We start from the raw sequence: 20,999 nt of genomic DNA on the forward strand, positions 1-20,999 counted from the left end.
CGGCAAACTTCAGGCTGCAGGCGGGCGTTCACCTTTTTGCAGCCTATAGCGTGCAACTTGCAGCTGCTTCAAAAGTGAATGACGGTACGAATGCTCTTGCCTTCATGCATCAGGTCAAACGCTTTGTTGATGTCTTCCAGGCCCATGGTGTGGGTGATAAACGTGTCGAGCGGGATCTCGCCGGTCTGGGCCATTTCCACGTAGCTTGGCAATTCGGTACGGCCACGCACGCCGCCGAACGCCGAACCGCGCCAGACGCGCCCAGTCACCAGCTGGAATGGGCGGGTGGCGATTTCCTGGCCAGCGCCGGCCACACCAATGATCACCGACTCGCCCCAACCCTTGTGGCAGCACTCGAGTGCCGCGCGCATCAGTTGCACATTGCCGATGCACTCGAAGGAAAAGTCCACGCCGCCGTCGGTCAAGTCGACGATCACGTCCTGGATGGGGCGGTCGTAGTCTTTCGGGTTGATGCAGTCGGTGGCGCCCAGTTGCTTGGCGATTTCGAACTTGGCCGGGTTGATGTCGATGGCGATGATGCGCCCCGCCTTGGCCTTCACCGCGCCGATCACGGCCGACAGGCCGATACCGCCGAGGCCGAAGATCGCCACGGTATCGCCCGGCTTGACCTTGGCCGTGTTGATCACCGCACCGATGCCGGTGGTGACGCCGCAACCGAGCAGGCAGACCTTTTCCAACGGCGCTTCTTTAGGGATTTTTGCCACGGAGATTTCCGGCAGCACGGTGTACTCGGAGAAGGTCGAGGTACCCATGTAGTGGAAAATCGGCTGGCCCTTGTAGGAAAAACGTGTGGTGCCATCCGGCATCAGGCCTTTGCCCTGAGTGGACCGAATGGCCTGGCACAGGTTGGTCTTGCCCGACAGGCAGAATTTGCACTTGCCGCATTCCGGCGTGTACAGCGGGATCACGTGGTCGCCGACGGCTACCGAAGTCACGCCCTCGCCGATTGCTTCAACCACCGCGCCACCTTCATGGCCGAGGATCGACGGAAAGATGCCTTCCGGGTCGGCGCCCGACAACGTGTACGCGTCGGTATGGCACACGCCGGACGCGACCACCCGCAGCAGCACCTCGCCGGCCTTGGGCATGGCGACATCGACTTCGACGATCTCAAGGGGCTTTTTCGCTTCGAAGGCTACAGCGGCGCGGGACTTGATCATCCGGGTTTCTCCAGGAAATTAAAAACTGAAGCGCTGAGTGTAAAACATGGCCCATTGATTAATAATCCGAGCGAAAGCAAAACTTTATTGCTGTACAGGGATAATCACCATGCTGGAGAACCGCTGGGAAGGCATCGACGAGTTTGTTGCGGTGGCCGAGTGCAGCCAATTCACCGCGGCGGCCGAGCGACTTGGCGTGTCTTCGTCGCACATCAGCCGGCAGGTGGCGCGCCTGGAAGAACGGCTGCAAACCCGGCTGCTCTATCGCAGCACGCGCAAGGTGACGCTGACCGAAGCCGGCCAGACCTTCCTGCAACACTGCCAACGCTTGCAGGACGGTCGCGAAGAAGCATTGCGCGCCGTCGGCGACCTCGCCAGTGAACCCAAGGGCATGTTGCGCATGACCTGCGCGGTGGCTTACGGCGAGCGCTTTATCGTGCCGCTGGTCACACGATTCATGGGCCTCTACCCGCAATTGCGCGTGGATATCGAGTTGAGCAATCGCCAGCTGGACCTGGTGCATGAAGGCCTCGACCTGGCGATCCGCCTGGGCCGCCTGCAAGACTCGCGCATGGTCGCCAGTCGCCTGGCCCCGCGGCGCATGTACCTGTGCGCGTCACCTTCCTACCTGGCGCGGTATGGTCGGCCACACAGTCTGTCGGAATTAACTCGGCATAACTGCCTGATCGGCAGCTCGGATATCTGGCAACTGGCCCAGGACGGGCGCGAATTTTCCCAGCGGGTGCAGGGAAACTGGCGCTGCAACAGTGGGCAGGCAGTTCTGGATGCGGCGTTGCAAGGGGTTGGGCTGTGCCAGTTGCCGGACTATTACGTGCTTGAGCACTTGCACACTGGCGCGCTGGTGTCGTTGCTGGAAGCGCATCAGCCGCCGAACACGGCGGTGTGGGCGCTGTATCCACAGCAGCGGCATTTATCGCCGAAGGTCAGAAAGCTGGTGGATTTCTTGAAGGAGGGGTTGGCCGAGCGGCCGGAGTACAGCGCATAATTTGGAGCGCCTGCCTGGGCCTCATCGCAGGCAAGCCCGGCTCCCACAGCTAATCGCGTTTCAACTGTGGAAGTTGGCGTGCCTGCGATGAAGTCGACGCGGTTTAACTGACTACCTGCGGTTCGCCCACCGCAACCGTAACCACTCCAGGTCTTCGGGCCGGGTCACCTTGATATTGTCCGAACGCCCTTCAATCAGGCGCGGCGCCTGGCCGGACCATTCCATTGCCGAGGCTTCGTCGGTGATGACGGCGTCCGCCACCAAGCTATCAGCCAACGCTCGATGCAAAGCGCCGAGGCGAAACATCTGCGGCGTATAGGCTTGCCAGATCAGGCTGCGGTCAACGGTTTCGACCACACGTGCGTGCTTGTCGACGCGCTTGAGCGTGTCGCGAGCGGGCACGGCCAGCAGCCCGCCGACGGGATCATCCGACAGTTCTGATAACAGGTTATCGAGGTCATCACGGCTGAGGTTAGGCCGCGCGGCGTCATGCACCAGCACCCAATCATCATCGCTGGCACCCAGCGCATTGAGTTGCAGCAGCGCGTTGAGTACCGAGCCCGAGCGCTCATCACCGCCGTCCGCACGCACGATGCGTGGGTCGTTGGCGCAAGGCAGGTTCGGCCAATAAGGGTCATCGACAGCCAAACTGACTACCAGCCCTTTGAGGCCTGGATGGTCGAGAAAACAGCCGAGGCTGTGTTCGAGGATAGTGCGCCCGCCCAATTGCAAGTATTGCTTGGGACGGTCCGCAGCCATACGGGCACCAACGCCCGCGGCAGGAATCACGGCCCAGAAGGCCGGTAACACACTACTCATTGGGCCAACTGGTAGAGGGTTTCGCCCTCTTTCACCATGCCCAGCTCATGACGCGCCCGTTCTTCAACGGTCTCTGTGCCTTTTTTCAACTCAAGCACTTCGGCATCGAGGACGCGGTTGCGCTCCAGCAGGCGTTCGTTCTCGGCGTGCTGGTCGGCAATTTGCTGGGTCAACTCTTTCACCTGCGCAAAGCTGCCATTACCCACCCATAGGCGGTACTGCAGGCCAGCCAGCAACAAGAGCAAGACGAGGAACAACCAATTGGGACTGCGCATCGAAATCCGGGTATCCAGTAAAAAAAGACAGCCATGCAAAACTTTTGAAGCAACTGATAGCACGAAGCCTGGATGAACCAGGCTTGTGCTTGTTAGCCATGAGATTAGCGTCGAAATTCACGCTGCCGTGATTTTTCCGACGTAATCCGCTGACCTTTTACCATTTAACAATCAGCCGCGAAACTCGCTGCGACCGTTGTACTTGGCTTTACCTGCCAATTGCTCTTCGATACGCAGCAATTGGTTGTACTTGGAAACGCGGTCCGAACGGCACAGGGAACCGGTCTTGATCTGCCCAGCCGAGGTGCCCACGGCCAGGTCGGCAATGGTCGAGTCTTCGGTTTCGCCGGAGCGGTGGGAGATCACGGCGGTGTAGCCCGCAGCCTTGGCCATCTGGATGGCTTCCAGGGTTTCGGTCAGGGTGCCGATCTGGTTGAACTTGATCAGGATCGAGTTGGCGATCTTTTTGTCGATGCCTTCTTTCAGGATCTTGGTGTTGGTCACGAACAGGTCGTCGCCGACCAGTTGGATTTTTTCGCCGATCTTGTCGGTGAGGACTTTCCAGCCAGCCCAGTCGGACTCGTCCAGGCCGTCTTCGATGGAGATGATCGGGTAGCGTTCGGTCAGGCCTTTGAGGTAGTCGGCAAAACCTTCGGAGGTGAACACGTGGCCTTCACCGGACAGGTTGTACTTGCCGTCCTCGTAGAACTCGCTGGCTGCGCAGTCCAGGGCCAGGGTCACGTCGGTGCCCAGCTTGTAGCCCGCATTGGCCACGGCTTCGGAGATCACTTTGAGTGCATCTTCGTTGGACGCCAGGTTCGGTGCGAAACCACCTTCGTCACCCACGGCAGTGCTCAGGCCACGGGCCTTCAGGACAGCTTTGAGGTGGTGGAAAATCTCGGTGCCCATGCGCAGGCCTTCGGAGAAGGTCTTGGCGCCAACCGGCTGCACCATGAATTCCTGGATGTCGACGTTGTTATCAGCGTGCTCGCCACCGTTGATGATGTTCATCATCGGCACCGGCATCGAGTAAACACCCGGGGTGCCGTTCAGGTTGGCGATGTGTGCGTACAGCGGCAGGTCCTGGTCCTGTGCAGCAGCCTTGGCAGCGGCCAGGGACACGGCGAGGATCGCGTTGGCGCCCAGGCTGCCTTTGTTTTCGGTGCCGTCGAGCTTGATCATCGCGTGGTCCAGGGCTTTCTGGTCCAGCGGGTCCTTGCCCAGCAACAGGTCACGGATCGGGCCGTTGATGTTGGCTACAGCCTTGAGTACACCCTTGCCCAGGTAACGGCTCTTGTCGCCATCACGCAGTTCCAGTGCTTCGCGGGAACCTGTGGAAGCACCGGACGGCGCGCAGGCGCTGCCGATGATGCCATTATCGAGGAGCACGTCGGCTTCGACGGTAGGGTTGCCACGGGAGTCGAGAACTTCACGACCTTTGATGTCGACGATTTTTGCCATTGTTGTAAACACTCCAAAGTTGACGAAAACGACGCAGCTGAAGGAAATCTTTTGACCGACCGCAAGGGTGGAACAACGGGGCAGGCTTGCAGGCGACAAGGCTCAGGCCCGCAGGCCTGAGCGTAAAGCGAGGGAAAGTCTACCGGAGAAATGGCGCTTACGCGGTCTCTACCGTCGGAAAACTCTTGACCAGTTCGTCCAACTGCTTGAGCTGGGCCAGGAATGGCTCCAGCTTGTCCAGGCGCAAGGCGCATGGGCCGTCGCATTTGGCGTTGTCCGGGTCCGGGTGGGCTTCCAGGAACAGGCCCGCCAGCGACTGGCTGATGCCCGCCTTGGCCAGGTCCAGCACCTGGGCACGGCGCCCACCGGCGGAATCGGCGCGACCACCGGGCATTTGCAGCGAGTGGGTTACGTCGAAGAACACCGGGTATTCGAACTGTTTCATGATGCCGAAACCGAGCATGTCCACCACGAGGTTGTTGTAGCCGAAGCTCGAACCACGCTCGCAGAGAATCAACTGGTCGTTACCCGCCTCCACGCACTTGTTCAGGATGTGTTTCATTTCCTGGGGCGCGAGGAACTGGGCTTTCTTGATATTGATCACAGCGCCGGTCTTGGCCATGGCGACCACGAGGTCGGTCTGGCGCGATAGGAAGGCCGGCAACTGGATGATGTCGCACACCTCGGCGACCACGGCCGCTTGTTCCGGCTCGTGGACGTCGGTGATGATCGGCACGCCGAAGGCTTGCTTGATGTCCTGGAAGATCCGCATGCCTTCTTCAAGGCCCGGGCCGCGATAGGAAGTCACGGACGAACGGTTGGCCTTGTCGAAGCTGGCCTTGAACACGTAAGGGATACCGAGTTTCTCGGTGACCTTCACGTACTCTTCACAGACCTGCATCGCCATGTCGCGGCTTTCCAGCACGTTCATGCCGCCGAACAGCACCATGGGCTTGTCGTTGGCAATCTCGATGTCGCCTACGCGAATGATCTTCTGGGCCATCAGGGTTACGCCTTCTTCTGATGTTGCGTCAGTGCTGCTTTAACGAAACCGCTGAACAACGGGTGGCCGTCGCGCGGGGTCGAGGTGAACTCCGGGTGGAACTGGCAGGCCACGAACCACGGATGATCCGGTGCTTCAACCACTTCAACCAACTTGCCATCGCCGGAGCGACCGGAGATTTTCAGGCCGGCTTCTTTGATCTGCGGCAGCAGGTTGTTGTTCACTTCGTAGCGATGACGGTGACGCTCGACGATCACGTCCTTGCCATAGCAATCGTGAACCAGCGAGCCCGGCTCCAGCAGGCAGTCTTGCGCGCCAAGGCGCATGGTGCCGCCCAGGTCGGAGCTTTCGGTACGGGTTTCAACGGCGCCGGTGGCATCTTCCCACTCGGTGATCAGGCCTACGACCGGGTGGCCGCTGGTGTGATCGAACTCGGTGGAGTTGGCGTCTTTCCAGCCCAGCACGTTACGCGCGAACTCGATGACCGCCACTTGCATGCCCAGGCAGATGCCCAGGTACGGCACTTTGTTTTCACGTGCGTACTGCACGGCAGTGATCTTGCCTTCCACGCCACGCAGGCCGAAACCGCCGGGTACGAGGATCGCGTCAACACCTTCGAGCAGCGCGGTGCCCTGGTTCTCGATGTCTTCGGAATCGATGTAGCGCAGGTTGACCTTGGTACGGTTGCTGATACCGGCGTGGCTCATCGCTTCGATCAGCGACTTGTACGCGTCCAGCAGCTCCATGTACTTGCCGACCATGGCGATGGTGACTTCATGCTCAGGGTTGAGCTTGGCATCCACCACAGCTTCCCACTCGGACAGGTCCGCGCCGTTGCACTGCAGGCCGAAACGCTCGACCACAAAATCATCCAGGCCCTGGGAGTGCAGGATGCCCGGGATCTTGTAGATGGTGTCGGCGTCTTCCAGGGCAATCACCGCACGCTCTTCAACGTTGGTGAACTGCGCAATCTTGCGACGCGAGGAAATGTCGATCGGGTGATCGGAGCGGCATACCAGCACGTCCGGCTGCAGGCCGATGGAACGCAGTTCCTTGACCGAGTGCTGGGTAGGCTTGGTTTTGGTTTCGCCGGCGGTGGCGATGTACGGCACCAGCGTCAGGTGCATCAGCATCGCGCGCTTGGCGCCGACTTCGAAACGCAGCTGGCGGATGGCTTCGAGGAACGGCTGGGATTCGATGTCACCCACGGTGCCACCGATCTCGACCATCGCCACGTCGGCATCGCCTGCACCCTTGATGATGCGGCGCTTGATTTCGTCGGTGATGTGCGGGATCACCTGGATGGTTGCACCCAGGTAGTCACCACGGCGCTCTTTGCGCAGCACGTGCTCGTAGACACGGCCGGTGGTGAAGTTGTTGTTCTGGGTCATGGTCGTGCGGATGAACCGCTCGTAGTGGCCCAGGTCCAGGTCGGTCTCGGCGCCGTCGTGTGTGACGAACACTTCACCGTGCTGGAACGGGCTCATGGTGCCCGGGTCAACGTTGATGTACGGGTCCAGCTTGAGCATGGTGACCTTAAGTCCCCGCGCCTCCAGGATGGCCGCCAATGAAGCGGAGGCAATGCCTTTCCCCAATGAAGAAACAACACCGCCCGTGACGAATATGTAGCGCGTCATGAAAAACCCTAGAAGTCTGCGTTAAAGCGGTCCGAGCCGCCGGGGAAAGCGAAGGAAGGCCGAAGCCCCCGATCACCTGCATTAATCACAGTGCACCTTTCAAAAAAACCGCCGCGTTGTGACAGACCAGCAATGAAACACCGGTACGTTGATCGCTACACATTTTTTGGAATCGCCCAGCAAAGACTGCTTGGTAATCGGCAACTGCTGCGATTCAGTCGAATCCACAGAAGTTGTATCAAGAAGGGAGCGTAGTCTACCGGAAAGGCTCTATCAGCTCAAACCTTGATCGCAAGTCTGTGGCATCCAATCCAATTGTCCGTCACCCGGCAGCCTGGCCCACAGCCCTGCAAGGCTTGGCACAGCCAGCAATTGCTCACCCTGATACACCAGCGGCAATCTGCCACGGACAAAGCCCGGCAGCCCACACTCATTAAGCAAGCGCTTCAAGTCGCGCCGGCCTCGAGCGGGCACTTCGATAATTTCGCCGCCCTGACGGTAACGCACCTCAAGCGGACCTTGGGGAGCCTCACCGATAAATTTCAGTTGGCCATTGCCGGGTAACGCGAGTGGGTTTTGCGGATGCGGCCAGCTCACCGCGGCGTCGGAAAACTCCAGCCATGCTGCGGGCAGCCACCAGATGCGCTCGCCGCAACGATGCAACTGGCCGTCGGCAAGGCGCCACAGCGGTTGTGCGTCAGCTTTGGCGTCGCGCAGGGAATGCCAGCTGGCCCAGTGGTCGCTGTCGGGTAAACGGGTCAGAGGCGCCAGCCAGTGGCGCAAGGCATTACGTTGGCGAGCGTCGGAAAGTTCGCTTAGTGGAGCCAGAACCAACGAGGGCAAGGGCAACCAGGGAAATGGCGAAGGCTGACTGGCGGCTTGCAAGTCCATCCTCGCCAACTCGTCGAGCAGGCCCTGGGCTTCACTCAGGTGATCGGCGGTGCGCGCCAGGCTGGAAACGGCTTGAGGCCATCGCTGCGTCAACACGGGAAGCACACGATGGCGCAAGTAATTGCGCGAGAAACGTGGGTCGGCGTTGGAAGGGTCTTCGATCCACGTCAACTGGTGCTCGTGGGCGTAGGCTTCCAATTCAGCGCGCGAGGCCTCCAGTAACGGCCGCACCACGTGACCATTCGCCAGTTGGCGATGCACAGGCATTGCCGCCAGCCCGCGCACCCCTGCACCGCGCATCAGCCGAAACAACAGGGTTTCAGCCTGATCGTCGCGATGCTGCCCGGTGAGCAACACCTCCCCTGCCCCGGTGGCTTCGGTAAACGCCTGATAACGCGCGTCACGCGCTGCACGCTCAAGGCTGGCGCCCGGCTGCACTTGCACGCGCATTACCCGCAAGGGCACGCCCAAGCCGTCACACACCGCCTGGCAATGGCTGGGCCAGGCGTCGGCGGCAGCTTGCAGGCCATGGTGGACGTGGACAGCACTGAGCGGTGGAAGGCTTTCGGTGGTAGCAAGGGTGGCCAACAGGTGCAGCAGGACGGTGGAGTCCAGACCACCCGAGAATGCGATGTGCCAGGCCGGGGCATTGCGCCAGGGTGCCAGGGTTTGCAAGAGGTTGGCGGGTAGAGCCGGCTTCATAACACAGTACCGCCATCGATCTGGAACGCGATAACCCAGCATACACAAAGCAAATGTGGGAGCGGACTTGCGTGGGCGCCGTGCTCGCCCGCGATGCAGGCAACTCGGGTTATCTGTTACACCGAGTTGATGCTATCGCAGGCAAGCCAGCGCCCACACAAGCCTGCTCCCACATTAGTACTGCATTGTCTTCACGATCAGTGTTTGATCAGAGACCGTAGCTCATCAGGCGCTCGTAACGACGGGCCAGCAGCGCCTCGTTATCGAACTTCTTGAGCATCGCCAATTGCGAACCCAGCTCAGCGCGCAGGGTGGCAGCAGCCGCAGCCGGGTCACGGTGGGCGCCGCCCAATGGCTCGGCGATCACTTTGTCCACGATGCCCAGGCCTTTGAGGCGATCAGCGGTGATGCCCATGGCTTCAGCAGCGTCCGGTGCCTTTTCGGCGGTTTTCCACAGAATCGAAGCGCAACCTTCCGGCGAGATCACCGCGTAGGTCGAATACTGCAGCATGTTCAGCTGGTCGCACACGCCAATGGCCAGTGCCCCGCCGGAACCACCTTCACCAATCACGGTGGCGATGATCGGGGTTTTCAGGCGCGCCATCACACGCAGGTTCCAGGCGATTGCTTCGCTCTGGTTGCGCTCTTCGGCGTCGATGCCCGGGTAAGCACCCGGCGTGTCGATGAAGGTCAGGATCGGCATCTTGAAGCGCTCGGCCATTTCCATCAGGCGGCAAGCCTTGCGGTAGCCTTCGGGGCGCGGCATGCCGAAGTTGCGGCGGACTTTTTCACGCACTTCACGGCCTTTCTGGTGACCGATCACCATGACCGGCTGGTCGTCCAGGCGAGCGATACCGCCCACGATGGCCGCGTCGTCGGAGAAGTGGCGGTCGCCGTGCAGCTCGTCGAACTCGGTGAAGATGTGCTGAATGTAATCCAGGGTGTACGGACGGCGCGGGTGGCGTGCCAGGCGCGCGATCTGCCAGCTGGTCAGCTTGCCGAAGATGTCCTCGGTGAGCGTGCTGCTCTTGTCTTGCAGGCGAGCGATCTCATCGCCGATATTCAGCGAATTGTCATTGCCGACCAGGCGCAATTCTTCAATCTTGGCTTGCAGGTCAGCGATCGGCTGTTCGAAATCAAGAAAATTCGGGTTCATAAGCGTCCGTCTTGGGTCGACGGCCAAGGAGTGCCTGGCCAGCCGGTTGTCTATTCGCGCCCTACCTTAAGGGAGAGGCGCGTTTAGGTCGAGATTAAATATTCAGTCGAGATCAGACCTATCTGACCGTCAACGGTATTGGAGGAAGACGTTGTCTCGCCCGAACTGGTCACGCAAAGCTTGAATCAAGCCATCGGCGGGATCAATTCGCCACGTCTCACCAAACTGCAACATCGCCTTGGCGTCATTGCCGGTGTACTCCATGGTCACCGGGCACGCGCCACGGTGGCGCTTGAGCAGGTCACCCAACCAGCGTAGCTGATCGCCTTTGAGGGCTTCGGTCTTGACCTTCAAGCGCAGGCTTTCGGCGAGGTTGGTGCGCGCGTCTTCCATGCTCATCACCCGCTTGATCCGCAGGCGCAGGCCGCCGGAGAAGTCGTCGTTGCTGACCTCCCCTTCGACGACCACCATGGCATCGGTCTGCAGCAACGACTGGGCAGAGTGGAAAGCGTCGGCAAACAATGACGCTTCGATCCGGCCCGAGCGGTCGTCGAGGGTGATAAAGCCCATCTTGTCGCCCTTCTTATTTTTCATCACGCGCAGCGCGATGATCATGCCGGCGACTGTCTGGGTGTCGCGCGCCGGTTTCAGGTCGATGATGCGCTGACGAGCGAAACGGCGGATTTCGCCTTCGTATTCGTCAATCGGGTGACCGGTGAGGTACAGGCCCAGGGTGTCTTTTTCGCCCTTGAGTCGTTCCTTGAGGGTCAACTCCTTGGCCTTGCGGTGGTTGGCATAGACGTCCGCGTCTTCTTCGACGAACAACCCGCCAAACAGGTCGGCGTGGCCGCTGTCGTGGGTGCGGGCGGTCTGTTCGGCCGCCTTGATCGCTTCTTCCATGGCGGTCAGCAGCACCGCGCGGTTGCGGTCGATATTGGCCTGATAAGCCTTGGGCTCATCATGGAAATACGGGCCAAGGCGATCGAGTGCGCCGCTGCGGATCAAGCCATCGAGAGTGCGTTTGTTGATGCGTTTGAGGTCAACCCGCGCGCAGAAGTCGAACAAGTCCTTGAACGGCCCGTCCTGGCGCGCTTCGGTGATGGCCTCGACCGGGCCTTCGCCCACGCCTTTGATCGCGCCCAGGCCATAGATGATGCGGCCTTCGTCGTTCACCGTGAACTTGAACTCGGAGGCGTTCACGTCCGGCGCGTCGAGGCGCAGCTTCATGGTGCGCACTTCCTCGATCAAGGTCACGACCTTGTCGGTGTTGTGCATATCCGCCGAGAGTACCGCGGCCATGAACGGCGCCGGGTAATGGGCTTTCAGCCAGGCAGTCTGGTACGACACCAGGCCGTAGGCGGCGGAGTGGGATTTGTTGAAGCCGTAACCGGCGAACTTTTCTACCAGGTCGAAGATGTTACCGGCGAGGTCGGCGTCGATGTTGTTGGTGGCACAACCCTCAATGAAACCGCCGCGCTGCTTGGCCATTTCTTCGGGCTTTTTCTTACCCATGGCGCGACGCAGCATGTCTGCGCCGCCGAGGGTGTAACCGGCCATCACCTGGGCGATCTGCATCACCTGTTCTTGATACAGGATGATGCCGTAGGTTGGCGCCAGTACCGGCTTGAGGCCTTCGTACTGATAATCCGAGTGCGGGTACGCCAGCTCGGCGCGGCCGTGCTTACGGTTGATGAAGTCATCCACCATGCCCGACTGCAGCGGGCCTGGACGGAACAGTGCCACCAGTGCGATCAAGTCTTCCAGGCAGTCGGGCTTGAGCTTTTTGATCAGCTCTTTCATGCCGCGCGACTCAAGCTGGAACACCGCCGTGGTTTCGGCTTTTTGCAGCAAGGTGTAAGTCGGTTTGTCGTCCAGCGGGATAAAGGCGATATCCAGCGGCGCTTCGTTGACCTTGGCGCGGTCGCGGTTGATCGTCTTCAGTGCCCAGTCGATGATCGTCAGGGTCCGCAGACCCAGGAAGTCGAACTTCACCAGGCCGGCGGCTTCAACGTCGTCCTTGTCGAACTGGGTTACCAGGCCGTCGCCTTCTTCATCGCAATAGATCGGCGAAAAGTCGGTGAGCTTGGTCGGTGCGATCACCACGCCACCGGCGTGTTTACCGACGTTACGCACCACACCTTCGAGCTTGCGCGCCATGTCCCAGATTTCGGCGGCCTCTTCATCGACCTTGATGAAGTCGCGCAGGATTTCTTCCTGCTCGTAGGCTTTTTCCAGGGTCATGCCGACTTCGAACGGGATCATCTTCGACAGGCGGTCCGCCAGGCCGTAGGACTTGCCCTGCACCCGCGCCACGTCACGGATTACAGCCTTGGCCGCCATGGAACCGAACGTGATGATCTGGCTTACCGCATTGCGACCGTATTTCTCGGCCACGTACTCGATCACGCGGTCGCGGCCGTCCATGCAAAAGTCGACGTCGAAGTCGGGCATGGAGACCCGTTCCGGGTTCAGAAACCGCTCGAACAGCAGGTCATATTCCAGCGGGTCAAGGTCGGTGATCTTCTGAACGTAAGCCACCAGCGAACCGGCACCTGACCCCCGGCCAGGACCTACCGGTACGCCGTTGTTCTTGGCCCACTGGATAAAGTCCATCACGATCAGGAAGTAACCGGGGAACCCCATCTGGATGATGATATCCAGCTCGAAATTCAGTCGGTCAACGTAGACCTGGCGCTTGGCCTCGTAGTCCTCGGTGGTGTCCTTGGGCAGCAGCACGCTGAGGCGCTCTTCGAGGCCATCGAAGGACACTTTGCGGAAATACTCATCGATGGTCATGCCATCGGGAATCGGGAAGTTGGGCAGGAAGTGCTTGCCCAGCTTCACTTCGATATTGCAGCGCTTGGCGATCTCGACGGAGTTTTCCAGGGCCTCGGGCAGGTCGCTGAACAGCTCGGCCATCTCGTCGGCGCTTTTGAGGTACTGCTCTTCGCTGTAGTTCTTGGAACGACGCGGGTCGTCCAGAGCCCGGCCTTCGCCGATGCACACGCGGGTTTCGTGGGCTTCGAAATCTTCCTTCTTGATAAAGCGCACATCGTTGGTTGCAACCAGCGGCGCGCCCAGCTTGTCGGCCAGGGCCACGGCGGCGTGCAGATGCTCTTCATCATTGGGACGATTGGTGCGCTGGACTTCCAGGTAGAAACGGTCAGGGAAGACCTGCATCCACTCGCGGGCCAGCACTTCGGCTTCCTGCGGGTTGCCGCCGAGCAGCGCGATACCGATCTCACCTTCTTTGGCGGCCGAGAGCATGATCACGCCCTCGCTCGCCTCGGCCACCCACTCGCGCTCGATGATGATCGAACCGTTGCGCTGACCGTCGATAAAGCCACGGGAAATCAATTCGGTGAGGTTGCGATAACCGACGCCGTTCATCGCCAACAGGCTGATGCGGCTCAGGGGGTTATCCGGGTCTTTGTTGGACAGCCACAGGTCGGCACCGCAAATCGGCTTGATACCGGCGCCCATGGCGTTTTTGTAGAACTTGACCAGGGAACACATGTTGTTCTGATCGGTCACCGCTACCGCAGGCATGTTCATGCCCACCAGGGTTTTGACCAGCGGTTTGATCCGTACCAGGCCGTCGACCAGGGAGTATTCAGTGTGCAGGCGCAGGTGAACGAATGAAGCCGGCATAGTGATCCTGTTCTAATACGTGGAGACAACAAGGCCCGGATTGTACCGGGCCTTGAGCAAAACATCAGCCTCGCGACTAAACCTCGATGAGGCGCTCGCGCAGCTCGTAAGCCTGGCGGACCGGGGCGAACGAGCGGCGATGGATCGGCGTGGGGCCGAGGCGAGCGAGGGCTTCCAGATGAACGGGCGTCGGATAGCCTTTATGGCCACCCATGCCGTAGCCGGGGTAGATCAACTCAAACGCGGCCATTTCACGGTCACGGCTGACTTTGGCCAGGATCGAGGCGGCAGCAATAGCCGGAACTTTGCTGTCACCCTTGACCACCGCTTCTGCAGGCATCGCCAGTTTTGGGCAACGGTTACCGTCGATCATCGCCATTTTGGGCGTGATATGCAGGCCTTCCACCGCACGCTGCATGGCCAGCATGGTTGCGTGAAGGATGTTCAGCTCGTCGATTTCTTCGACTTCAGCCCGGGCAATATGCCAGCTCAGGGCTTTTTCGCAGATCTCGTCATAAAGCTTTTCGCGACGCGCTTCGGTGAGTTTTTTCGAATCATTGAGGCCCAGGATCGGGCGGTTCGGATCGAGAATCACCGCCGCCGTGACGACGGCGCCACACAGCGGGCCGCGCCCTACCTCGTCAACCCCGGCGACCAGCTCGTGCACTTGCGCGACGAGGCTGAAGTCCAGGCCCATTTGCGTCCTCATAGGGCTTCCTGTTTGTGGCCAATCAAGGTCAGCACGGCGTCTGCCGCCTGGTTCGACGCATCACGGCGCAAGGTCCGGTGGATGTCGTCGAAACCACGGGTCTGTTCTTCGCCGCCGTCGATCAAGGGTAGTAGCGTTTGCGCCAGTGCCTGGGGCGTTGCATCGTCCTGCAACAATTCCGGGACCAGCAGACGCTGGGCCAACAGGTTGGGCAAGGAGATGTAAGGACTTTTGACCATGCGCTTGAGAATCCAGAACGTCAGCGGCGCGAGGCGATAGGCCACGACCATCGGACGCTTGTACAACAACGCTTCCAGGGTGGCGGTGCCTGAGGCGATCAGTACCGCATCACATGCCGCCAGGGCCAGGTGCGACTGACCGTCCAGCAAGGTGACCGGCAGCGTACGCCCTTCCAGCAGCATTTCGATTTGTGCACGACGTTGCGGACTGGCACATGGCAACACAAAACGAATGCCGGGCTTCAACGCCTGCAGACGTTCGGCGGCGTCAAAAAACAGCGCCCCCAGGCGACCGACTTCCCCGCCACGACTGCCCGGCATCAAGGCTACCAGCGGGCCGGCGGGCAGGCCCAGTTCGGCACGCGCAGCCGCGCGATCAGCTTGCAATGGAATGGTATCGGCCAGGGTGTGCCCGACAAACCGCACCGGCACGCCCTTCTCTTCGTAGAACCGGGCTTCGAACGGCAGCAGTGTCAGCATCAAGTCGCAGCCTTCACGGATCTTGAGCACGCGCTTCTGCCGCCACGCCCATACCGAAGGGCTGACGTAGTGCACGGTCTTGATCCCGGCCTGACGCAACTTGAGTTCGATATTGAGGGTGAAGTCCGGCGCGTCGATTCCGATAAAGACGTCAGGCTTTTCTTCGATCAAGGTTTGAATCAGCAGCTTGCGGCGAGCCAGCAGCTCGCGCAGACGCCCCAGCACTTCCACCAGCCCCATGACGGAAAGACGCTCCATGGGGAAGTAGGACGTCAGCCCTTCGGCCTGCATGAGCGGGCCGCCCACACCGATAAATTCCACCGCGGGATGCTGGGCTTTGAGGGCCCGCATCAAGCCTGCGCCGAGAATATCGCCGGAAGCTTCTCCGGCCACCAACGCGATACGCAGATTAGCCATGATCAGCGGGTGATGCCGCGAGTCGATGCCTGGATAGAGTCACGGAACACCGCGACTTCCGGGTACAACGCTGCCGGCTCGGTCAGTTCGGCCAAAGCCTGGTCAACCGTCAGCCCCTGGCGGTAAACCACCTTATAGGCACGGCGCAGGGCGTGAATTGCGTCTTCACTGAACCCGCGACGGCGCATGCCTTCGAAGTTCATGCTGCGCGCTTCAGCCGGGTTGCCGAATACCGTGACGTACGCCGGAACGTCCTTGCCGATCGCAGTGCCCATGCCGGAAAAGCTGTGGGCGCCGATATGGCAATACTGATGCACCAGGGTAAAGCCAGACAGGATCGCCCAGTCATCAACATGCACATGGCCCGCCAACGCAGTGTTGTTGACCAGGATGCAATGGTTGCCGATGACGCTGTCGTGGCCGATGTGGGCATAGGCCATGATCAGGTTGTGATCCCCCAGCGTGGTCTCGGCACGATCCTGCACGGTGCCGCGGTGAATCGTCACGCCTTCACGGATGATGTTGTGATCACCGATTACCAGGCGCGTTTCCTCACCCTTGTACTTCATGTCCGGGGTGTCTTCGCCTACCGAGGAAAACTGGTAGATACGATTGTGTTTGCCAATGCGGGTCGGACCTTTAAGGATCACGTGTGGCCCGATGACAGTCCCCTCGCCGATTTCAACACCTGCGCCGACGATCGACCAGGGGCCGACCTCAACGTCGGCGGCCAGAACGGCCGACGGATCGATGATTGCGCGAGGGTCAATCAAACTCATAGTTTGCGTTCCGCGCAGATGATCTCAGCAGAGCACACCGGCTTGCCGTCCACCGAGGCCTGGCATTCGAACTTCCAGATCTGGCGCTTGCAGCTGATGAACTTGGCTTCCAGGATCAACTGGTCACCCGGTGTGACCGGGTTGCGAAAACGCAGCTTGTCGGAGCCCACGAAATAGTAAAGCGTGCCATCGGCAGGCTTGAGGTCGAGCATTTTGAAACCAAGGATACCGGCAGCCTGGGCCATCGCTTCGATGATCAATACGCCCGGCATGATTGGATGCGCCGGAAAGTGACCATTGAAGAACGGTTCGTTGATGCTGACATTCTTGTAGGCACGAATGCGCTTTTCCTCAATGTTGAGGTCCACTACACGGTCCACCAACAGGAACGGGTAACGGTGAGGCAGGTATTCGCGAATCTCGTTGATGTCCATCATTTCGGGGGGAAGCCTGTAATAAAGATTGGGGGCGGGCGGACAAAACGCACGCCCCGCTAGCAAATCAAGGAGGCAGTCTAGCGGCTGTGCACACTTGATATGGAAATGGTATCAGCCTTCTGATGAAGCATTACCGCCAGGGGTCACGTCCCCAACACGCTTTTCCAGCTGTTTGAGGCGTCGAGCCATGTCGTCGAGCTGCCTCAAACGTGCTGCACTCTTGCGCCATTCAGCCGCGGGCTGCATGGCGGTACCGGAAGAATAGGCACCGGGCTCGGTAATCGAATGCGTCACCATGGTCATGCCGGTAATGAAGACGTTGTCGCAAATCTCGATGTGCCCCACCAACCCAACGCCACCGGCGAGCATGCAATGCTTGCCGATTTTGGTGCTGCCGGAAATCCCCACGCACGCGGCCATGGCGGTGTGATCGCCAATCTGTACGTTGTGGGCAATCTGGATCTGGTTGTCGAGCTTCACACCGTTACCGATGACGGTATCGGCCAAGGCGCCACGGTCCACTGCGGTATTGACGCCGATTTCCACGTCATCGCCGATCAGCACGCCGCCGACCTGGGCAATCTTGTGCCAGATGCCTTTGGCATTGGCAAAGCCAAAACCTTCGCCACCAATCACAGCACCTGACTGAATGACCACACGTTCACCGATACGCACGTCGTGGTACAGGGTGACACGCGGAGCCAGCCAGCCATGGGCACCGATCTCGCAGCGTGCGCCGATAAAGCAATGCGCACCTACTGTGACGCCGGCGGCAATGCGCGCGCCGCTCTCGATCACGGCAAACGCGCCAATGCTTGCCGCAGGGTCAACCCAGGCATCATCAGCAATGACCGCAGACGGATGAATACCGCCAGCAGCCTTTGGCTTTGGATCGAACAGGTGCGACGCCCGGGCATAAGCCAGGTAAGGATCGGCCACCACCAGCGCATCCCCGGCAAACCCTTCGGCGTCAGCAGCCTTCAGCAACACGGCTGCGGCTTGGCTGTCGACCAGGTATTTACGGTATTGGGGATTTGCGAGGAAGCTCAACTGAGCTGGGCCAGCCTCCTGCAAGGTGGCTAGCCCAGTGATTTCTTTCTCCTTGGAGCCACGCAAGGTGGCTCCAAGGAACTCGGCCAACTCGCCGAGTTTGATAGTCGCGGTCATGGCTTACTTCAGCTGGTTCATGCGCTCGATCACCTGGCGGGTGATGTCGTATTGAGGCTTGACGTCGATCACGGCGCCGCGCTCGAACACCAGGTCAAAGGCACCTTTCTTGATGACTTCTTCCACAGCGCTGTCGAGTTTCGGCTTGAGCTGCTTGAGCATTTCACGGTCGGCAACAGCTTTGGCTTCGTTCAGTTCCTTGGACTGGAACTGGTAGTCACGGGCCTTTTGCTTGAACTCAAGCTCCAGACGCTCACGCTCGCCTTGCTGCATTTTGTCGCCACCGGCTACCAGACGATCCTGGATGCCTTTGGCACTGCTTTCCAGCGTTTTCAGCTTGGTCAGTTGCGGACCGAATTTTTTCTCGGCATCCACTGCGTAACGCTTGGCCGCGTCGGATTCCAGCAGAGCCATCTGATAGTTCAGGACGGCGATTTTCATTTCGGCGAAGGCCGGGGTGGTCACCAGCACGGTGGCCAGCAGAACCAATTGAGTCAACTTGCGCACGATGTACTCCTACAGAATCCGTTGTCGTTATCTTGGGTCAGACGCTTAGAACGTCTGGCCGAGGGAGAATTGGAAAATCTGGGTTTCAGCGTTATCCGGTTTCTTGATCGGCATGGCCAGAGCAAAGCTCAATGGGCCAAGCGCGGTCACCCAAGTCACACCAACGCCCACGGAGCTCGCCAGGTTGCTGAGGCTCACGTCGTTGCACTGGGTGTTGGACACGGAACCAGGTGCCGGGTTTTTAACCTGTTCGCACTTGGAGTCGAACACGTTACCCACATCCCAGAAGACCGAAGTACGCAGGGAACGCTGATCCTTGACGAACGGCAGCGGGAACAGAATCTCCGCACCACCTTGAATCAGAACGTTACCACCGAATGGCAGCGGATCGTTGTCCGAGTCAGCCAGAGTGCCCTGGTTACCCGTCACGCTGGCGCCACGGCTCGGCGTACCACGCGGACCCAAGGTGCTGTCCTTGAAGCCACGTACCGAGTTGAAACCACCGGCATAGTAGTTCTCGTAGAACGGCAGGCCACTGGTCGAACCATAACCGTCGCCATAACCCAGCTCAGTGTGCAGGCGCATGGTGTAGTTATCGCTCAACGGCTGGAACAACTGACCACGGTAGTCGAGCTTGAAGAACGACAGGTCGCTGCCCGGCGTAGTCACTTCTGCCGTGAGGCTCTGGGAGTGACCACGGGTCGCCAGTACGCCTTTGTTCAGGGTCGATTCCGACCAACCGGCCGAAGCCTTGAAGTTCAGGAACTGGTCACCCTCTTTGCGCACGAAGTCGAAGATTTCGTCCACGGTGTACACACCGGTCTTGATCTTGTCTTGTTGCGCGGTCAGGCCGAAGGTCAGGCGCGAAGTCTCGCTAATCGGGTAACCGATGTTCACACCGGCGCCGAGGCTGTCGATCGCATAGCTTGCAACGTCAACGTCGAGGTCTTTGTAGTCGGTGGTGCGGTAGAAGGCGTTGTAGCCCAGGCTCACACCGTCAGCAGTCCAGTAGGGGTCGACATAACCGAAGTTATAGCGGCTCTGGTATTCGCTTCGGGTCAGGCCGATGGAAACCTTGTTACCGGTACCCAGGAAGTTGTTCTGGGTGATCGAACCACCGAGGATCAGACCGGCGCTCTGTGCGAAACCAACGCTGGCGGTGATCGAACCCGACGCTTGTTCTTCAACGGCGTAGTTCACATCAACCTGGTCATCCACGCCCGGTACAGCCGGGGTTTCGACGTTGACTTCTTTGAAGAAGCCCAGGCGCTCAAGGCGGGTCTTGGACTGGTCGATCAGGTAAGTCGACGCCCAGCCACCTTCCATTTGACGCATCTCACGACGCAGCACTTCGTCCGCAGACTTGGTGTTGCCACGGAAGTTGATGCGGTTCACGTAGGCGCGCTTGCCCGGATCAACGACAAAGGTGATGTCCACAGTGTGGTCATCATCGTGCGGAGTCGGAACGCCGTTGACGTTGGCGAAGGTATAGCCTTCGTTACCCAGACGACGGGTGATCAGCTCGGACGTGGTGGTCATCAGCTTGCGCGAGAACACCTGGTTTTTCTGTACCAGCAACAGCGCCTTGACCTGATCTTCAGGCACTTTCAGGTCGCCGCTGAGTTTCACGTCACGAACGGTGTACTTCTCGCCTTCGTTGACGTTGACAGTAATGTAGACGTGCTTCTTGTCCGGGGTGATGGACACCTGGGTCGAAGCGATATCCATGTTGATATAGCCACGGTCCAGGTAGTAGGAGCGCAGACGCTCCAGGTCACCCGAGAGTTTTTCACGGGCGTACTTGTCATCGTTCTTGAAGAACGACAACCAGTTGGTGGTCTTGAGTTCGAACAGGTCGATCAGGTCATCATCAGCAAACTTGGTGTTACCCACCACGTTGATGTGCTGAATGGCCGCCACGGTGCCTTCGTTGATCTTGACCTTGAGGCCAACACGGTTACGAGGCTGCGGGATCACTTCCGTTTCCACGGTCGCGGAGTAGCGGCCCTGGGCAACGTACTGACGTTGCAATTCGTTACGCACACCTTCAAGGGTGGCGCGCTGGAAGATCTCGCCCTCGGCAAGGCCGGATTGCTTGAGACCCTTCATCAAGTCTTCAGTGGAGATCGCCTTGTTACCTTCGATCTCGATACTGGCGACAGAAGGTCGCTCGACGACAGTGATGACCAGGACGTTGCCTTCGCGACCCAGCTGGATATCTTGAAAGAACCCGGTTTTGAACAGCGCACGAGTGGATTCCACCAGGCGACGATCATCCGCCTGTTCCCCGACGTTCAACGGCAAGGCACCAAAGACGCTACCCGCGGAAACCCGCTGGAGGCCGTTGACGCGAATATCGGAGATAGTGAAGGACTCGGCGTGAACTTCGGCGATCATCAATACGGTGAGAACCGCAGTTAGCAGCAGACGTTTCATGAAGTCCTTTCTTATTCCAACTGGCAATAAACAAACTGCCGCAAAA

At 59.6% G+C, this 20,999-nt stretch carries 17 protein-coding genes; 1 reads left to right on the plus strand and 16 read right to left on the minus strand.

All coding sequences use genetic code 11. The features are described from left to right. Positions 1-68 precede the first annotated feature (68 nt). A complete protein-coding gene (locus tag ACM530_RS03310; protein ID WP_025855143.1) occupies positions 69-1,181 on the minus strand; it encodes an S-(hydroxymethyl)glutathione dehydrogenase/class III alcohol dehydrogenase in 1,113 nt (370 codons plus the stop codon). 109 nt (positions 1,182-1,290) lie between these two features. Here ACM530_RS03310 and ACM530_RS03315 point away from each other — a divergent pair, with 109 nt between their 5' ends. Continuing rightward, positions 1,291-2,187 (plus strand): LysR substrate-binding domain-containing protein, encoded by an 897-nt coding sequence (locus ACM530_RS03315; RefSeq protein WP_262207028.1) that lies wholly within the window; start codon positions 1,291-1,293, stop codon positions 2,185-2,187. 111 nt (positions 2,188-2,298) lie between these two features. Here the strand turns inward: ACM530_RS03315 and ispD are convergent, their stop codons facing one another. The 15 genes from ispD to bamA form a co-directional block, all read right to left on the minus strand. Then, complete coding sequence (ispD, locus tag ACM530_RS03320) at positions 2,299-3,006, minus strand: 2-C-methyl-D-erythritol 4-phosphate cytidylyltransferase (protein ID WP_242194279.1); 708 nt, start codon at positions 3,004-3,006, stop codon at positions 2,299-2,301. Beyond that, the gene (ftsB, locus tag ACM530_RS03325; protein WP_017137157.1) at positions 3,003-3,281 is read right to left on the minus strand and encodes a cell division protein FtsB; all 279 of its coding nucleotides are present in this window, start codon (positions 3,279-3,281) and stop codon (positions 3,003-3,005) included. Before ftsB ends, ispD begins: the two co-directional genes overlap by 4 nt. Before the next feature lie 171 nt (positions 3,282-3,452). Then, entirely contained in the window at positions 3,453-4,742 is a 1,290-nt protein-coding gene (gene eno / locus ACM530_RS03330) for a phosphopyruvate hydratase (protein WP_106577156.1), read from the minus strand. Positions 4,743-4,899: 157 nt separating this feature from the next. Further along, positions 4,900-5,745 carry a 3-deoxy-8-phosphooctulonate synthase gene (gene kdsA / locus ACM530_RS03335; protein ID WP_369300805.1) on the minus strand — a complete coding sequence of 282 codons (846 nt, stop codon included), beginning with the start codon at positions 5,743-5,745 and terminating at the stop codon, positions 4,900-4,902. A gap of 5 nt (positions 5,746-5,750) precedes the next feature. After that, positions 5,751-7,382 (minus strand): CTP synthase, encoded by a 1,632-nt coding sequence (locus ACM530_RS03340; protein WP_106577157.1) that lies wholly within the window; start codon positions 7,380-7,382, stop codon positions 5,751-5,753. 273 nt (positions 7,383-7,655) lie between these two features. Continuing rightward, a complete protein-coding gene (gene tilS / locus ACM530_RS03345; protein ID WP_416364262.1) occupies positions 7,656-8,975 on the minus strand; it encodes a tRNA lysidine(34) synthetase TilS in 1,320 nt (439 codons plus the stop codon). Positions 8,976-9,183: 208 nt separating this feature from the next. Then, complete coding sequence (locus tag ACM530_RS03350) at positions 9,184-10,131, minus strand: acetyl-CoA carboxylase carboxyltransferase subunit alpha (RefSeq protein ID WP_106577159.1); 948 nt, start codon at positions 10,129-10,131, stop codon at positions 9,184-9,186. Positions 10,132-10,260: 129 nt separating this feature from the next. Then, positions 10,261-13,782: a DNA polymerase III subunit alpha gene (gene dnaE, locus ACM530_RS03355; protein ID WP_124416617.1), complete on the minus strand. Its 3,522-nt coding sequence runs from the start codon at positions 13,780-13,782 to the stop codon at positions 10,261-10,263. A 76-nt stretch (positions 13,783-13,858) separates the two neighbouring features. Beyond that, entirely contained in the window at positions 13,859-14,491 is a 633-nt protein-coding gene (rnhB, locus tag ACM530_RS03360) for a ribonuclease HII (protein WP_262207031.1), read from the minus strand. Continuing rightward, positions 14,488-15,627 (minus strand): lipid-A-disaccharide synthase, encoded by a 1,140-nt coding sequence (gene lpxB / locus ACM530_RS03365; protein ID WP_416364263.1) that lies wholly within the window; start codon positions 15,625-15,627, stop codon positions 14,488-14,490. Before lpxB ends, rnhB begins: the two co-directional genes overlap by 4 nt. Before the next feature lie 2 nt (positions 15,628-15,629). Continuing rightward, positions 15,630-16,406: an acyl-ACP--UDP-N-acetylglucosamine O-acyltransferase gene (lpxA, locus tag ACM530_RS03370; protein ID WP_145161881.1), complete on the minus strand. Its 777-nt coding sequence runs from the start codon at positions 16,404-16,406 to the stop codon at positions 15,630-15,632. After that, positions 16,403-16,843 carry a 3-hydroxyacyl-ACP dehydratase FabZ gene (gene fabZ, locus ACM530_RS03375; RefSeq protein WP_016976866.1) on the minus strand — a complete coding sequence of 147 codons (441 nt, stop codon included), beginning with the start codon at positions 16,841-16,843 and terminating at the stop codon, positions 16,403-16,405. Before fabZ ends, lpxA begins: the two co-directional genes overlap by 4 nt. A gap of 111 nt (positions 16,844-16,954) precedes the next feature. Beyond that, positions 16,955-18,010 (minus strand): UDP-3-O-(3-hydroxymyristoyl)glucosamine N-acyltransferase, encoded by a 1,056-nt coding sequence (lpxD, locus tag ACM530_RS03380; protein WP_416364264.1) that lies wholly within the window; start codon positions 18,008-18,010, stop codon positions 16,955-16,957. A 3-nt stretch (positions 18,011-18,013) separates the two neighbouring features. Continuing rightward, positions 18,014-18,517, minus strand: a complete 504-nt coding sequence (locus ACM530_RS03385) for an OmpH family outer membrane protein (protein ID WP_003189173.1) — start codon at positions 18,515-18,517, stop codon at positions 18,014-18,016. A gap of 45 nt (positions 18,518-18,562) precedes the next feature. Then, positions 18,563-20,953, minus strand: a complete 2,391-nt coding sequence (gene bamA / locus ACM530_RS03390; RefSeq protein WP_145161876.1) for an outer membrane protein assembly factor BamA — start codon at positions 20,951-20,953, stop codon at positions 18,563-18,565. Between the last annotated feature and the right edge of the window lie 46 nt (positions 20,954-20,999).

It is taken from the genome of Pseudomonas sp. NFX183, assembly GCF_047943075.1.
Lineage (GTDB): Bacteria > Pseudomonadota > Gammaproteobacteria > Pseudomonadales > Pseudomonadaceae > Aquipseudomonas.

What these genes read in the sequence shown, in the direction of transcription:
- dnaE (WP_124416617.1), bottom strand. Translation starts at nt 13,782, where the DNA reads ATGCCGGCTTCATTCGTTCACCTGCGCCTGCACACTGAATACTCCCTG.
- ACM530_RS03350 (WP_106577159.1), bottom strand. Translation starts at nt 10,131, where the DNA reads ATGAACCCGAATTTTCTTGATTTCGAACAGCCGATCGCTGACCTGCAA.
- eno (WP_106577156.1), bottom strand. Translation starts at nt 4,742, where the DNA reads ATGGCAAAAATCGTCGACATCAAAGGTCGTGAAGTTCTCGACTCCCGT.
- lpxB (WP_416364263.1), bottom strand. Translation starts at nt 15,627, where the DNA reads ATGGCTAATCTGCGTATCGCGTTGGTGGCCGGAGAAGCTTCCGGCGAT.
- rnhB (WP_262207031.1), bottom strand. Translation starts at nt 14,491, where the DNA reads ATGAGGACGCAAATGGGCCTGGACTTCAGCCTCGTCGCGCAAGTGCAC.
- ACM530_RS03315 (WP_262207028.1), top strand. Translation starts at nt 1,291, where the DNA reads ATGCTGGAGAACCGCTGGGAAGGCATCGACGAGTTTGTTGCGGTGGCC.
- fabZ (WP_016976866.1), bottom strand. Translation starts at nt 16,843, where the DNA reads ATGATGGACATCAACGAGATTCGCGAATACCTGCCTCACCGTTACCCG.
- tilS (WP_416364262.1), bottom strand. Translation starts at nt 8,975, where the DNA reads ATGAAGCCGGCTCTACCCGCCAACCTCTTGCAAACCCTGGCACCCTGG.
- ACM530_RS03310 (WP_025855143.1), bottom strand. Translation starts at nt 1,181, where the DNA reads ATGATCAAGTCCCGCGCCGCTGTAGCCTTCGAAGCGAAAAAGCCCCTT.
- lpxD (WP_416364264.1), bottom strand. Translation starts at nt 18,010, where the DNA reads ATGACCGCGACTATCAAACTCGGCGAGTTGGCCGAGTTCCTTGGAGCC.
- ispD (WP_242194279.1), bottom strand. Translation starts at nt 3,006, where the DNA reads ATGAGTAGTGTGTTACCGGCCTTCTGGGCCGTGATTCCTGCCGCGGGC.
- ACM530_RS03340 (WP_106577157.1), bottom strand. Translation starts at nt 7,382, where the DNA reads ATGACGCGCTACATATTCGTCACGGGCGGTGTTGTTTCTTCATTGGGG.
- kdsA (WP_369300805.1), bottom strand. Translation starts at nt 5,745, where the DNA reads ATGGCCCAGAAGATCATTCGCGTAGGCGACATCGAGATTGCCAACGAC.
- ftsB (WP_017137157.1), bottom strand. Translation starts at nt 3,281, where the DNA reads ATGCGCAGTCCCAATTGGTTGTTCCTCGTCTTGCTCTTGTTGCTGGCT.
- lpxA (WP_145161881.1), bottom strand. Translation starts at nt 16,406, where the DNA reads ATGAGTTTGATTGACCCTCGCGCAATCATCGATCCGTCGGCCGTTCTG.
- bamA (WP_145161876.1), bottom strand. Translation starts at nt 20,953, where the DNA reads ATGAAACGTCTGCTGCTAACTGCGGTTCTCACCGTATTGATGATCGCC.